The sequence below is a fragment of the Nocardia sp. Root136 genome, assembly GCF_001427185.1.
In the GTDB taxonomy this organism is placed as follows: Bacteria; Actinomycetota; Actinomycetes; order Mycobacteriales; family Mycobacteriaceae; genus Nocardia; species Nocardia salmonicida.
This window is the reverse complement of sequence record NZ_LMFE01000013.1, coordinates 131,481-144,721: the sequence shown is the minus strand read 5'-3', so window position 1 is coordinate 144,721 and position 13,241 is coordinate 131,481. Positions and strand designations below refer to the sequence as shown.

The 13,241-nt window shown below is 69.3% G+C and carries 9 protein-coding genes; 3 read left to right on the top strand and 6 right to left on the bottom strand.

The features are described 5' to 3' along the window. Window positions 1-13: 13 nt before the first annotated feature. Entirely contained in the window at window positions 14-1,822 is a 1,809-nt protein-coding gene (locus ASD42_RS31380; protein ID WP_056823689.1) for a hypothetical protein, read from the bottom strand. A 211-nt stretch (window positions 1,823-2,033) separates the two neighbouring features. Here ASD42_RS31380 and ASD42_RS31375 point away from each other — a divergent pair, with 211 nt between their 5' ends. Continuing rightward, window positions 2,034-3,239 (top strand): hypothetical protein, encoded by a 1,206-nt coding sequence (locus tag ASD42_RS31375; protein WP_056823685.1) that lies wholly within the window; start codon window positions 2,034-2,036, stop codon window positions 3,237-3,239. 61 nt (window positions 3,240-3,300) lie between these two features. Here the strand turns inward: ASD42_RS31375 and ASD42_RS31370 are convergent, their stop codons facing one another. Next, on the bottom strand, window positions 3,301-4,491 hold the full coding sequence (locus tag ASD42_RS31370) for a DUF3068 domain-containing protein (RefSeq protein ID WP_056823681.1): 1,191 nt from the start codon (window positions 4,489-4,491) through the stop codon (window positions 3,301-3,303). A gap of 146 nt (window positions 4,492-4,637) precedes the next feature. Here ASD42_RS31370 and ASD42_RS31365 point away from each other — a divergent pair, with 146 nt between their 5' ends. Next, window positions 4,638-5,828, top strand: coding sequence for an acyltransferase family protein (locus tag ASD42_RS31365; protein WP_056824168.1), 1,191 nt, complete (start codon window positions 4,638-4,640; stop codon window positions 5,826-5,828). A gap of 7 nt (window positions 5,829-5,835) precedes the next feature. On the opposite strand, the gene ASD42_RS31360 is transcribed toward ASD42_RS31365, so the two are convergent. From ASD42_RS31360 to ASD42_RS31350, 4 genes are all read right to left on the bottom strand, one after another. Further along, complete coding sequence (locus tag ASD42_RS31360) at window positions 5,836-10,104, bottom strand: alpha-(1->3)-arabinofuranosyltransferase (protein WP_084787389.1); 4,269 nt, start codon at window positions 10,102-10,104, stop codon at window positions 5,836-5,838. Next, the gene (locus ASD42_RS34120; protein WP_022566695.1) at window positions 10,085-10,255 is read right to left on the bottom strand and encodes a DUF2613 domain-containing protein; all 171 of its coding nucleotides are present in this window, start codon (window positions 10,253-10,255) and stop codon (window positions 10,085-10,087) included. Before ASD42_RS34120 ends, ASD42_RS31360 begins: the two co-directional genes overlap by 20 nt. Window positions 10,256-10,322: 67 nt before the next feature. Continuing rightward, window positions 10,323-11,420 (bottom strand): isochorismate synthase, encoded by a 1,098-nt coding sequence (locus ASD42_RS31355; RefSeq protein WP_056823673.1) that lies wholly within the window; start codon window positions 11,418-11,420, stop codon window positions 10,323-10,325. 57 nt (window positions 11,421-11,477) lie between these two features. After that, window positions 11,478-11,945 carry a universal stress protein gene (locus tag ASD42_RS31350; protein WP_056823671.1) on the bottom strand — a complete coding sequence of 156 codons (468 nt, stop codon included), beginning with the start codon at window positions 11,943-11,945 and terminating at the stop codon, window positions 11,478-11,480. A 115-nt stretch (window positions 11,946-12,060) separates the two neighbouring features. On the opposite strand from ASD42_RS31350, the gene ASD42_RS31345 reads away from it, so the two are divergent. After that, window positions 12,061-13,239 carry a glycoside hydrolase family 3 N-terminal domain-containing protein gene (locus ASD42_RS31345; protein ID WP_056824166.1) on the top strand — a complete coding sequence of 393 codons (1,179 nt, stop codon included), beginning with the start codon at window positions 12,061-12,063 and terminating at the stop codon, window positions 13,237-13,239. Window positions 13,240-13,241: the final 2 nt, after the last annotated feature.

The following is a 13,241-nucleotide window of genomic DNA, read 5'->3' as shown; positions in this document are numbered from 1 at the left end:
GCTCTCAGCAGTGCTAAGTGACGCTCCGGCTCGCCGGACGACGCTCCAGTGGTGTGCGGTAGGGGCGTAGCGCGGCGGCGATCAGTCCTGCGAGCAGGAGTCCGGCCCAGAGAAGGTGGGCTGCGGCGGAAATTCTGCGTTGGGCCGGTGTGGCGGTGTCGAGGGAGGTAGGGGAGGGGACTCGATAGAGGGACAGGTCGGAATCCTGGTATTCGAGTTCGGCTGTGGCGAGGGTGTTCTCTGATGCGCCGAGGGGGCCGGGGGTGGTTCGTTCGATGAGGATCCAGCCGACGCCGAGGGCTGCCAGGTCGGCGGCCGGGGCGCCTCGGAGCAGCGCTTCCTCGACTGTGCGGGCGCGGTTGCCTTCGCCGGTGACCGCGTAGCCGCGGACGCGGAGTTCGCCGGTTTGTAGGACGTCGTGGGGGAGAATCCGCGGCGCGGGGTCGAGGACGGGAGCTGTTCCGCTGTAGGGGAATCGGCGGAACATCCCCCCGGGGAGTACGGCTATGTCACCGGGGGCATCGATATGGTCGATGACCTGCTGCCAGCCCGCGGGATAGTGGACGGGACGCATCGCGCCGCCGACTCCCCAGGCCAGGTCGGCCATGGGAAGGGTGATGAGAAGAATGAAAAGCGTTGCGGTGGAACGCAGTCCGAAGTCGGAGACCGACTCGGTGTCTGCCGCATCTGTGCTCCCCGGCTGCCCACCGGTCAGCAGTCGGCGGCTCGCAGCGGCGACGGTTCGGCACGCTGCCGCGGCGCACAGCGCGTACGCGGGCATCGCCAAGGCGACGTACTTCTGCGTATCCCGCAGCAGCCCGGCCCCCGGAACATGCACCATCAACCATTCCCCGGCCCCGAGCCCCCAACTGGTCGCGCCGAGGGCGGGCAGCACGATCGCCACCGCCGCGATCACCAGCAGTGCCCGCCCGTCACGGCCGAGCGCCCACACCGCCCGCACTCCGAGGACGACGATGCCGAGCAGCAAGAGCGTGCCGACCAGGGCGAGCGGAGTCGTGCGGCTCGCCGGTACCGCCTCGCCGTTCCAGATCCCACCGAGCCCGGCGAGGCTGCCGAGCGTGCCGAGCCACGGTTCGGCACGGGCCGCGAACGCCGAGACCCCGGCCGGGTCCGACGGCTCGGCCCCCGATCCGAGCGCGGTCGCGGTCAGCCAGGGCGCGCAGGTGGCGACCCAGAGAACAGTGGCGGGGAGGAAAGCCCGCCGCCCGATCAGCGCCAGCCCGATGACGGCGGCCAGCAACGAACCGGTCGGCGTCAACCCGGCCGCGGCGAAACTCGCGGTCAGCGCGGCCCACCCCCCGAGCGAGCCGAAGCGTTGAGTCGTACTGGATTCTGTTGCACCCGTGGCTGTTCTGATCCGCGCGGCGGCCAGCGCGGTCCACGGGAGGGCGGCGTAGCCGGCGAGCAGACTCCAGTGACCCTGCAGAAGTCGTTCGGCGACATACGGATTCCACAACGCGAGCGTCGCGGCGACCAATTGTGCTCCGGTAGAGGCGGAGACGAATCGTCGGGCGAGGACCGCCGCGCCGTAGCCGGCCGACCACAGCGCGACGATCAGAATCGCCTTCACGAGTATCCCGCCGTCGATAGCCGGCGAGAGCACCGCGAGCAAGGCATCTTGCGGAACGGCGCGTGGTGCGGCGGCCCCCAAGCCGAGTGCCGAATCGGTGAGGTACGAGCGCGGGGTACTCACCGCGTCCCGCAGCAGCAGATAGCCTGATCCGGCCAATGGTCCGACGATGATCATCGTGAGTAGAGCGCAGTATCCGGCTACCAAGGCCCTTGCACGCCCGCTACTCATCACGTCCACGCACCTTACGTCCCGTCGCGCGTCGCCGTGGCCGGGGTCGTATCGGCGCTGTTCGGGGTGGAATTGCTCGAGGTGAGTCCGCTCGGACTCACATTTTCGGGGTAGGCGTGATGGCGAACACAGGCAGGTGCGACGATGAGGCGTGTCCTCAGTCCGCCGCCCTCCCGTTGTCGCCGACCTGACCTGGGTGACGGCTGGCGCGATGACCGCCAACGTCGCCGGCTACCTGCTGCAACTGCTGGCGGCGAGCTGGTTGGGGGTCGGGGGGTACAGCGAGTTCGCGAGCCTGCTCGCGGTGCAGTTGTTGTGCGCGGTCCCCGCCCTGGCCATGCAGAACGTGGTCGCCCGAGAGGTGGTGCGCGGGGCGTCGCTGCGGGCCGTGCGGGCGATGATGTGGCGGTGCGCGGCGATGGTCGCCGCGGTCGCGGTGGTGCTGATTCCGGTGGTGGCCGGCGTGCTGAACGTCGGAGTGTGGGCCGCGGCCGCTGCGCTCGGTGCGGCACCCGCGTTGGTGATCCTCTCCGGTGAACAGGGAATCCTGCAGGGCGGCAACCACTTCCGTGCGCTCGCGACGGTACTCGCGATGGCCGGTACGGCCCGGGTGGTGCCCGCGCTGCTCGCGCTCGCGCTGGGCGGCGGTGCCGCCGGCGCGCTGTGGGCGGGTGCGGCGGGCATCGTCGGCGCGGCGATCGTCGCCGGGCGAATCGCTCGTTCGACGGCCTCGACCGAGGGCAGCAGCGGCGGGGACAGTCGAGAATCGGCCGCCGTCGGCGTCGTGCCGGTGTTGCGTGCTGTCCAGGTGCAAGCGGCGCTGATGGCACTGTCCTCGGTCGACCTGATCGTGGTCCGCATCGTCCTCGACGAGGTCGACGCGAGCCGCTATTCGCTGGGCACCATCGCCACCAAGATCGCGTTCTGGCTGCCGCAAGCAGTCGGCGTCGTGCTGTATCCCCGCATGGCCAAGCCCACCCAGTCGGCCCGTGCGATCCGCGACGCGCTCTCGGTGTTATCGGCGATCGGCGTCGTCGCGGTGATCGGCGCCGCTCTGGCCGCCCCCCTTGCCCCCCTGTTCGCCGGTGCCGATTACGCGCCCATTCAGGGTCTGCTGTGGCTGTTCGCCCTGCACGGCGCGATCCTGGCGGTACTACAGGGTGCCCTGCTCTCCGCGATCGCCGTCGAACGCACCGCCCTGGCGGCCGTCACCTGGATCGGCTTGGCCATCGAGATAACCCTGATGTTGGCCTTCGCTCGCACCATCGAATCCTTGATCGGCACAGCCGTCTCCGTAGCCGCCGTCACCACCACGATCGTCGCCGTCGTGGTCCTGCGAGCCGCCCGCACCACACCCCGAGTCTCGGAACTCCCCGAAGTGCCCCTCTCGGGTGCGGCGCGCCCTGACCTGGACTGACTGCGTCCCAAAAAAGCAACGGCCCCGGTCAATGACCGGGGCCGTCGAACAGCATCAGAGCTCAGGGACGCTTGTCGATATCAATCTGCTCGGTGGGAGTGTCGTAGTCCCCACGAGGGAACTGCGTGGTCGGCGCGTCGTCGCCATCCCAGCGAGTGGCCGCACTGTCATCAGGCGCCGCGGTAGGCGCGGGCGTCGGGCGCGTCCGACGAGGAGTCGCATGAGCCGGAGTGCCACCACCGCGCAGTCCGAGGAACAACCCCGCCAGCAACGCCAGCACACCGAGTACACCGAACACGATCGGCACCACGCGGCCGAACAGCGACAGCTTGTCGGTGTTCTCCTTGGCGATGGCGATCTGCGACTCGACGGTCGCCTCGTCGAACACCAGGTGCGACTTCAGCGCGGTGACCTCGGGCTTGTCCCCGGACCGCGCGTAGTACAGGTGGATCGACTCCCCACCCTTGATCACGGTGCCGGTCTCCGGCTCGACCCACAGGTCACGCACGTTGGTGTAGTAGCGCGTCATGGTGACGGGGGTGTCGCCACCCTCGACGCCCCACTTGGAGGCGGGCAGGGTGAGCCGGTTGGTCGGCGACTGTACGACGTCCCAGGTGCTGGTGACCGGCGCGGTCATCTGGAAGTGGTACACCTTCATGTTGTTGATCTCGGTCTCTTCGATGAAGTTCGCGTCGAAGGACTCGCGCACATTGATGTCGAAGTACGGGTAGGTCTTCTTCTCGGTGCCGATCGGGAAGCGGTAGCCGATGCCGGTGTGCTGCACCGGCTCCATGACGCTGCCTTCCTTGTCCACGGTCACCGCGATCGACCCGTTGGGGTTCGTCTCCACCGGCATGCCGGTGGTGCGCGAGATGGTGACGCGGTCGATGGCGGCGGTGAGCAGGCCGGTGTCGCCCTGCACGTCGGTGCGCCGCAGCGTCTGACCTGCCTGCAGCGTCATATCGTCGGCGTCGGAGGGCTCCTCGACGGTGACGAAACGCTGGGAGATCAGCGGCACATCCTTGTTCACCACAGCGGCACCCTCACCGGAGGTCAACGACTTGGAGTCGAGGACGAGACTTTCCTCGCCCTTCTGGTTCTCCGCGATCGTGGTGATCTCGAGATCGAGTGGAGTCTTGGCGACTTTGCTCACCGTGTAGGTGGGGATCAGCAGCGCGGCGACGAGTAATGCCGCGCCCAGACCCACGAGCACACAGGCGACCGTTCTTCTGGTACCGGCACTCAGTGCCATGCAAACTCTCCTCGTCGTTCGAACACGGATGGCCCGGTGGTCTGGTATTGCACCACAGGCACTCGTGAGCCCCGACACTAACAGCCCGGACTCCGAAGGTGCGGCGCTGTGCCGTGGAAATCGCCGACACGGCAGACTGGACTCCGATGACGACCGCCACCGCTCCCGTTTCGCCCCCGCGCGCCTTCATTCCCGCCCTCGAAGGAATGCGCGGGATGGCGGCGCTCGGTGTGTTGGTCACCCACGTCGCTTTCCAGACCGGAACGAGTGGGATATCGGTCCTCGGCCCGCTCCTGGAACGCTTCGATATGGCGGTCGCGGTGTTCTTCGCGCTGTCGGGTTTCCTGTTGTGGCGCCCACACGCGGCGGCTGCGCACGGTCTCGGCCGCGCGCCGAAGACCTCCCGCTACCTGTTGCACCGGGTGGCCAGGGTCATGCCCGCGTACTGGGTCGTTGTGGTGTTCGTCCTGCTGTTGCTGCCCGGCGCGGCGCATTCGGCGAACCTGCGGGTGTGGGTGTCGAATCTGTTTCTGTTGCAGGTGTTCGTGCCGTTGACGTTGACCGATGGGCTCACGCAGATGTGGAGCCTGTCGGTCGAGATGGCCTTCTACCTGGTGTTGCCGCTGCTGGCCTGGCTGGTCGTGCGCCTGCGCGGCCCCGCGGCCCGGTGGCGGGTGCCGGTGCTGTGCGGGCTGATCGCGGTGTGTCTGACCTGGAACCTGTGGCCGGTCCCGACGCCGGACGCGATCCACTCCGACAACTGGCTGCCCGCCTACCTGCCGTGGTTCGCGGCGGGCATGCTCCTGGCGGAACTGATCCACCTCGCGCGAGGTGATGTCCGGTGGGCCCGAATCCTGTCGAGTCAGCCCCTGATGTGGGCGTTCGCGCTCGCGGCATTCCTGCTCTCGGCGACCGAGTACGGCGGGCCGGCCGGTCTGGAACGCGCGCAGCCGTGGCAGTACGCGATGAAGATGGTGCTCGGCATGATCCTCGGCTTCTGCCTGCTCGCGCCCCTGGTACTACGCCGGTCCGGCGCACCGCACCGCTGGCTGGAATCGCGAACGGCTTCGATCTTCGGCCGCTGGTCCTACGGCATCTTCCTGTGGCACCTGGTGGTGCTCACCGTGGTCTTCCCGGTGTTCGGCATCATGCCCTTCCACGGACACTTCCTCTACGTGCTCATCCTGACCACCGCCCTCACCCTCCCGCTGGCCGCCGCCAGTTTCGCCCTGGTCGAAGAACCCGCGCGCCGCTGGGCGGCCCGCTGGGACAAGCGGACCGCGTCCGCGCGCCTCGAACCCGGAGCGGAATCGGTCGAGACCTCGGCGGTGCGCTGACTCACGGTCAGCGTCGACGTGGGAGCGCCGCCACCCCCACGGCGACGACCGCGACAACCGCCGGTGCCTGGGCCCACAGCGAGCCGCCCATGTATTCGGTACCGGACCGCCAGGTCCCCGTCGACAGGGCCGCCGCGGAGATCAACGTCCCGAGGCCCGCGAGCCAGGGCAGTGTCCGAGCCGTCACCGCGGGTCGGAAGTAGTTGCAGCCCAACGCGATCAGCGTGAATCCCGCACCGAACGGCCCGGAGATGACAGCGATCACGCCGGTCAGCCCGATCGCCGCGACCCAGCCGACACCCCAGGTGCTCGGTGCCGGGCCGACGTCGAGAACCGCACGTCGACGCGGAATCGCCAGCAGAACAAGGGGAATCAGCAACAGCAGTCCGCCGAAGATCGCCAGCCGATACCAGCGGTCCGCCGGGAACGACACCGTGATCTCCCCGCTGGTCCCAGGCGGAACGAGCCAAGCCTGCTGCCAACCGTCGACAACGATGGGCGACAGTTCCCGCCCGTCCGCGGTGTGCGCCTGCCAGCCGACATTGGTGCTCAGCGGCAGGACCAGCAGCTGAGTACCCGAAGCCGGATCCGGGACATCGGCGGGAGGCGCGGGTTCGGTGGGGTCTTCCGGTGCGGCGTCGGTGGGGGTGACGGCTTTGCCGGGGTAGGGGTCGGTGCGCGGCAGGCGTAGCCGGTCGACGGTGAACAGTTCGGTCGGTGCGACGGTGAGGTCGGGGTGGCCGGGCAGGAGTTCGATGTCGGCCGCGTCCTCGGGGCACGGCTGCGCGGAAACCGGTGCGCCGGAGCGCAGTTCGTCGGCAGTGGCGGTGATCGTCGTGTGGACGGCGCGCCCACCGATGGCGATCACCGGCCCCACGTCGCAGCCGATGGTGACGAGCCGGTCGCCCGGCGCGTGCGCGGGGTACTCGGGGCCGAGCACTTCCACTTCGGCCAGGCCCGCGGGCTGGGTGAGGACGAACCCGAGCGCGGTGCGGTCCAGAACCTCGTTCCAGCTCTGGATGGTGATCTCGACGCGATCGGTTTCGTTGGGGTACAGCGAGATCCGGGCCGGTTCACCGTGTTCGCGTTCGGGCAGTTCGCGGATCTGCGGGCCGTTGCCCAGGTTCACCGCCACGGAGGTGGCGGTGGCGGGTAGCCCGCCGAGGGCGGTGGTGATGTCGAGTCCGGTCACCATCGTCGGTTCCGGAAGTTCCAGTACCAGTGTGGGTCTGCCGCCCGCGAGCTCGCGCACGGTGGATTCCGGTGCGGTCCAGGTGGTCTTCGGGTCGCCATCGGTGGCCGCGAAGGCGGCGCCGCGCAGATCGGCGACATCGGCCTTGCCGCGCGCCACCGGCCTGGTGGGGTCGGTGAGCAGCCCCTCGAGCGCGGGACCGGGTCGGGTGCGCACGGTGAGGTCGGTACCGACGGTGAGCGGCTCCGGCACTGACAGGGTGCGTCCGAAGATGCCGGGTTCCTCGGCGGGCAAGCCGAGTCCCTTACTGCAGTGCACGCGGTCGGGACCGTCGAAACAGTTACCGCGACCGGGGAATTCCTGTCCGAGATCCCACCCGCTGACAATCGTTCCCGCGGCGACGTCGGGCAGCACCACCCGGTGCCGGATGTCGACGCGCACCGGGTCGTCCCGATTCGAATAGTCATCGAGCGTGAGTTCGCTGATCCCGAATTGCCCACCACGGGTGCCGGTTTCGGTGCGCGCCGCGGAGATCATCACCCAGTCGGACTTGCCCGCGGGCAGCGCGACGGACACGGGCTCACCGGGTTCGGTGATCCGCGCCGAGACCGTGCCGCGTTGGGTGCGCACCTCGACCCACTTCACCGGATCGCCCAGCGCCGCCGCCGTGGTGGTGAAACGCAGCGATCCGTTGGCGATCGGCTTATCCAGATCGAGCCGAATCCATTGCCCGAGAGCGAATTCGGAACCATTGCTGATCCACGCGGTGCTCGGATCGCCGTCGACGGCGGCCGCGGTGGAGCTACCGGGCGCCGCCCCGCCGATCTGGGTGGCGTCGGCGGCGGAGCTGGAGGCGGTGACCTTCGCGCCCGACCACTCGCCCTGCACGAGTTCGGTGCCATCGACGGGATAGTCGGAGACCAGATTGTGGGTGCGCCGAGCATCGTCGGCGGCGCGCACCGCGGAGTTGTGATTGTCGACCCGGCCGAAGTCGGACTCTCGATCCATCGGAGTGTCGGTCAGCAATACGGGCCGCGGAGGCAACCCGGCACGCTGCGCGTCCGCTTCGAGAAGCACCGGCGCCGTGGGGTTCTCGCTGTCTCGACGCACCCGCTCCAGAACCTCGGGACCGCCTCGGACTACGGGGATCGAATCCAGCGGGGTGGTGTACGCGCCGGGGAATCCGGGCGGTGCCCCGGTACCGCTGCGCACGTCGACGGGCGTGCCGGGCGGCGGCACGTCGACCCGGTAGATTTCGACCGCCGGATAGGCGGGCAGCAGATCGTTGTCGACCACCAGTCCCGCATCCGCCGCGCGCGGCCCGATATTCGCGCCGAACGAGGTCACCTTGGTCAACCCCGGCGAGCCCTCGATCGCGCGGTGCGCCAGGATCGGCCGGGTGGAACGCGACGTCTCGGGGTCGAGGTCGTTGCGCAACACCAGGAAGCCGATGCCCTGGTCGGCGAGGGTCGCGGCGAGACCGGTCGAGGGCCTGCCGTCGGCGATCAGCCGCTGCACCGAATCCATCGCGCGGATCGTGCCGGGCGGATTAAGCGGAACCGAATCGCGCACGGCCCACGGGGTACTCGCCAAGGCTTGCAGCGGTTCGTCGCGGGTGAGTCCCCAGATCTGACTGCCGAACGGCGCGCCGGGCACCACGAGCGCGCGGGTGTCGGCGGCATTGTCGGCCAGCCACTCGGCGGTATCGGTCCAGTAGGCGGGCACCCGGTCGTAGGCGCCGCGCGGGGCGAGTCGACCGGTCCACGCCAGCGAGGTCGCGAGGGCGAGCGCGGCCAGGACCAGCGCGGCGACCGCGACGAGCCGATCCCGCTCGGGATGGGCGAAAGAGCTGCGCCACACCGGCATCGGCACGGAGGCGGGCAGGGCGACGCGACCGAGCAGGTGTGCCAGCCCCACCACCAGCGGCAGCCGGATCAGCGGTTCGAGTTTGTGCACATTCCGCAGCGGCGCACCGCCGGAGTCGAGGAAGATCCGCACCGATTCGGCGAACGGCCCACCGAGCGTCCCGACATACCCGGCACAGATTCCCGCCAGCCCCACGCACAGGATCAGCGCGAATCTGCCCCGAAACGGCATCGTCGACCGGGCGAGTCCGGCCATGCCTGCCGCCGCGAGCAGCCCGGTCGCCAGCACCGCGGCAGGCTGGGTCACCAGCACCGCGCCGGCGATCCGCTCCGGCGAGACGAACGGCGTCCAACTATCGGTCCCGCGCAGCACCTCGCTCAGCGCGGCCCACTGCGTCGTCACCCCCGAGGACTCGATGAAATCGAGGAACGGCGGACTCACTTTGCCGAGCAGCAGCAGCGGCACCACCCACCACAAAGTGGCGAGGACCAGCAGCGGAATCCATGCCCGCGTAAACCGCCACCACTGCCGATTCGGCCGATAGGAAGCCCACCACAGTGCCGCGGGCAGGAACGCCGCCACGGTCGCCACGGCATTGACCGAGCCCATCAGCGCCAACGCCAACGCACTGCCCGCGGGAGAGAGCGGGCCGCCGCGCCGTCGTTTGATCGCCGTGCCGAGTGCCGCGGGCGCGAGCAGCACCCACGGGGCCAGCATCATGGGCAGGGTTTCCGAGGAGATCGACCCGAGCGTGGTGAGCACTCGCGGCGACAACGCGAAGGCGATGCCCGCGATCACGCGTGACCCGCGCGAGCCGATGCCGAGCGTTTCGCACAGCTTGACGATGCCCCAGAACCCGGCGAGCAGGAGCAGCGCCCACCAGACGCGCTGGGTGACCCACGCGGGCAGGTGCAGCAGGTGCCCCGCGGAGAAGAACGCGCCGTGCGGGAAGAAGTAGCCGTAGGCCTGGTTCTGGACCTGGCCCATCGGGGCCTGGCTGCTCCACAGGTGCGATGCCCGCGCGAGGAAGCCGAGCGGGTTCTGCGCGAGGTCGTATTTGGTGTCGGCGACGGTGAGGCCGGGCGCCTGCGCGAAGGTCAGTACGAAGGCGGCTACTACCGAGCCGACGAGCCAGCGCCAACCCAGTGGCGCCCTGTCCGGTTGCCCCGATGCGGGGCGCGACGCGCGGGCGTCAGCCTCAGCGGCTGCCGTATTCAGGTGCGTTGAGCAGCGACGAGTCTTTGTCACCGCTGCGGTCGATCGAGGGCGCCGTGTTCTGCTGCACCGCCGCCGTGATGGCGAAGACGGCGATCGCGCTCAGCAAGGCGCCGCCGACCGCGCTGGCAACAGCCGGAACAGCAAACTTCATCGCGCACTCCAATACGCTCGGCGTCGGGGCCTGTCTCCGGCAAACCTAGCAGGTCTATCGGGCTCGGTCAGTCGTTGGGCAGCTCGCAACGCAGGGCGCCGAGCAGGGTGCGAAGTTTGGCGGTCGTCTCGGCCAGCTCCGCCATGGGGTCCGACGCCGCCACGATCCCGCCGCCCGCGCTGGCTCGCAGGACGCGCTGATCGGCGGATAGTTCGCCGCCGCGAATCGCCACGACCCATTCGCCGTCGCCGTCGTCGTCACACCAGCCCACCGCCCCGCCGTAGAACCCGCGCCACGGTTCGTCGGAGGTGATGGCGTCGAGCGCGGCGGCGAAGGGCGTGCCGTTGACCGCGGGGGTCGGGTGCAGCAGCAGCGCCAGGTCGAGTGCGGTGGTCGACGAATCGCGCAGCACGCCGTGGATGGGCGTGGCGAGGTGCCAGACCTGTTCGGTGCTGAGGAGTTCGGGCGCGTCGGGGATGTGGAGCTCCGCGCAGACCGGCGCCAGTTGGGCACGGATCCAATCGATCACGAAGGCGTGCTCGTCGTGATTCTTGGTGCTGGACAACAGCGCTGCGGCCTGCTTCGCGTCATCGGTGGGGTCGGCGAGGCGGGGGAGGGTGCCTGCCAGCGGATGCAGGCTCACGCGATCGCCGCGCCGTGCGACCAGCACTTCGGGCGTCGCGCCGATCAGCGTCTCGCCCGCTCGCCCCGCCGCGGACAGATCTACCGCGTACACCGCAGCGTTCGGATGCCTGGTCAGCAGGTGGCCGGCCAGCACCTCCGGTTCCAGCGGCGCGTCGGCCGCCAGCACCATCGACCGCGCGGCCACCACCTTGCGCAGTTCGTTCGCGGGGTCGCCGAGTAGCTCGACCAGCTTCGTCACCCGGGCCACATGCTCTGGTGCACTGGGTATCTCGGCCACCACCCGCACGTCGGGCAACGCAGGCAGCGCGGCGGGCCGCCACGGACCCGCGGTGTGCAGCACGCTCTCGGGCTCCCAGAGCGCGGCCGCCGTGCGCGGATCGAACGGCAGCGCACCGACGATCAACCTCGGCGCAGTCGTCCGACGCAATGCCGCGACCGCCTGCCGGGGATCCGAATAGGTCGCGCGCACGCCCGAAGTCCGCAACACCGCGTCGGGTCGAGCGAGCAGGAATTCGTTCATGGTGTCTCGACCATAGCTCCGAGACCGTGGCATCGATTCGGGAGAGCGATCGAACTCTCACTGGTCGGGCGGCACCAGGAAGACCGGCCGGTGGCCGTGCTTGAGCACCGCCTCGGCGACGCTGCTGTGCAACAGCGCGCGCAACCCCGTTGAACCGCGCGTACCGGCGACGATGATGTCGACGTCGAGCTCATCGGCGCAGGCCACGATGGCGTTCCAGATCGTGGTCGTGCACTCGGCGGTGCGCGGTTCGGCGTCGATCCCGGCCAGTTTCGCCAGGTGCACACCCTCGGCGTTGATCTTGCGGGCGTCGGAGTAGGCGATGTCCTCCACCTCCTCGTCGGGCACCCAGTCCGGCTGCATCACCCCGGAGATCCCGGAGATGCGCGCGGCCTGGCGCACCATCGGTTCCCATGCGGTGAGCAGAATCGCGCGTTCGGCGGTCAGGAACCGCCCGGCGTACTCGATGGCTCGTTTGGCGTGTTCGGACCCGTCGTAGGCGATGAGCATCCGATCGCATGCCATGACGACCTCCTGCGCTGGTCGGAGCGGCTTTTTCCTCAGGTTACCCCTGGGCGGAGGGTATCGATCCGAACCAGCGTTGTGGGGTTCGCGACCCGGGCGGGCTAACGTGGAGCGCATGCGGAAATCGCCTGTGGTCGTGTTCGCAGTCCTCGCCGCCGTTGCCACCGCTTGTTCGGGAGGATCGTCGAACGAGACGACGCCCGCGGCCAGTAGCAGCGGAGTGGCCGCCCCCTCTGTCGCTGGGGAGTCGAGTGCGCCCGCGTCGGCGACGCCGATCCAAAGCAATTGCGGCGCAGACTATCTCGCCAAACTCTCCCAGCGGGAGAAGCTCGCCCAGCTGCTGACCGTCGGCATCACCGGTTCGGCGGATGCCTCGAATGTGGTGAGTTCGGAGCAGGTGGGCGGCATCTTCGTCGGCAGCTGGACCGATCCGAGCCTGCTCGACCGCGCCGCGCTCGACGCGGTGAAAGCTCAGGCCAAGGTGCCGCTGATGGTGACGATCGACGAAGAGGGCGGGCGTGTCTCGCGCGCGAAGAACGTGATCGGCGCCGTGCCGTCGGCCCGCGAGATCGCGCAGACCCAGACCCCTGAGCAGTTCTACCAGCTCACCCTGACCAGGTCGAAGGCGCTGAAGGACGTCGGCATCACGGTCGATTTCGCGCCCGACGTCGATGTCAGCAGCCAGCCCGACGACAGCGTGATCGGCGACCGCTCCTTCAGCGACGATCCCAAGGTCGTCTCCGAATTCGCGGGCGCCTACATCCGCGCGTCCAACGAGGTGGGCCTCGGTTCGGTGATCAAGCACTTCCCCGGCCACGGCTCTGGCTCGGGCGACTCGCACACCGGCGCCGTAACCACCCCGCCGCTGGATCAGTTGCAGAACACCGACCTGGTGCCGTTCCGCGACCTGGTGAACTCCGGCGCGGCGGTGATGGTCGGTCACCTCGACGTCCCCGGCCTGACCGACCCCGGTGTGCCCGCCAGCATCAGCCCGGCCGCGATGACGCTGCTGCGTGAGGGCACCGGCTACGGCGCCCCGCCGTTCAACGGTCCGATCTTCACCGACGATCTCAGCGGCATGGCCGCCATCACCGCCCGCATGTCCATCGTCGACGCGGTCGAGGCCACCCTCCTCGCGGGCGCCGACAACGCGCTGTGGATCAGCAGCGACGCGGTGCCGCAGGTACTCGACCGTTTGGAACAGTCGGTCTCTAGTGGCAAACTGCCCGCCGACCGGGTCGACACTTCCGTACTGCGGATGGCGCGCTACAAGGGCGTAGCGCTGGGCTGCTGATC

Coding starts and splice junctions, on each gene's coding strand:
- ASD42_RS31380 (WP_056823689.1), bottom strand. CDS start 1,822: ATGAGTAGCGGGCGTGCAAGGGCCTTGGTAGCCGGATACTGCGCTCTA.
- ASD42_RS31375 (WP_056823685.1), top strand. CDS start 2,034: ATGACCGCCAACGTCGCCGGCTACCTGCTGCAACTGCTGGCGGCGAGC.
- ASD42_RS31370 (WP_056823681.1), bottom strand. CDS start 4,491: ATGGCACTGAGTGCCGGTACCAGAAGAACGGTCGCCTGTGTGCTCGTG.
- ASD42_RS31365 (WP_056824168.1), top strand. CDS start 4,638: ATGACGACCGCCACCGCTCCCGTTTCGCCCCCGCGCGCCTTCATTCCC.
- ASD42_RS34120 (WP_022566695.1), bottom strand. CDS start 10,255: ATGAAGTTTGCTGTTCCGGCTGTTGCCAGCGCGGTCGGCGGCGCCTTG.
- ASD42_RS31355 (WP_056823673.1), bottom strand. CDS start 11,420: ATGAACGAATTCCTGCTCGCTCGACCCGACGCGGTGTTGCGGACTTCG.
- ASD42_RS31350 (WP_056823671.1), bottom strand. CDS start 11,945: ATGGCATGCGATCGGATGCTCATCGCCTACGACGGGTCCGAACACGCC.
- ASD42_RS31345 (WP_056824166.1), top strand. CDS start 12,061: ATGCGGAAATCGCCTGTGGTCGTGTTCGCAGTCCTCGCCGCCGTTGCC.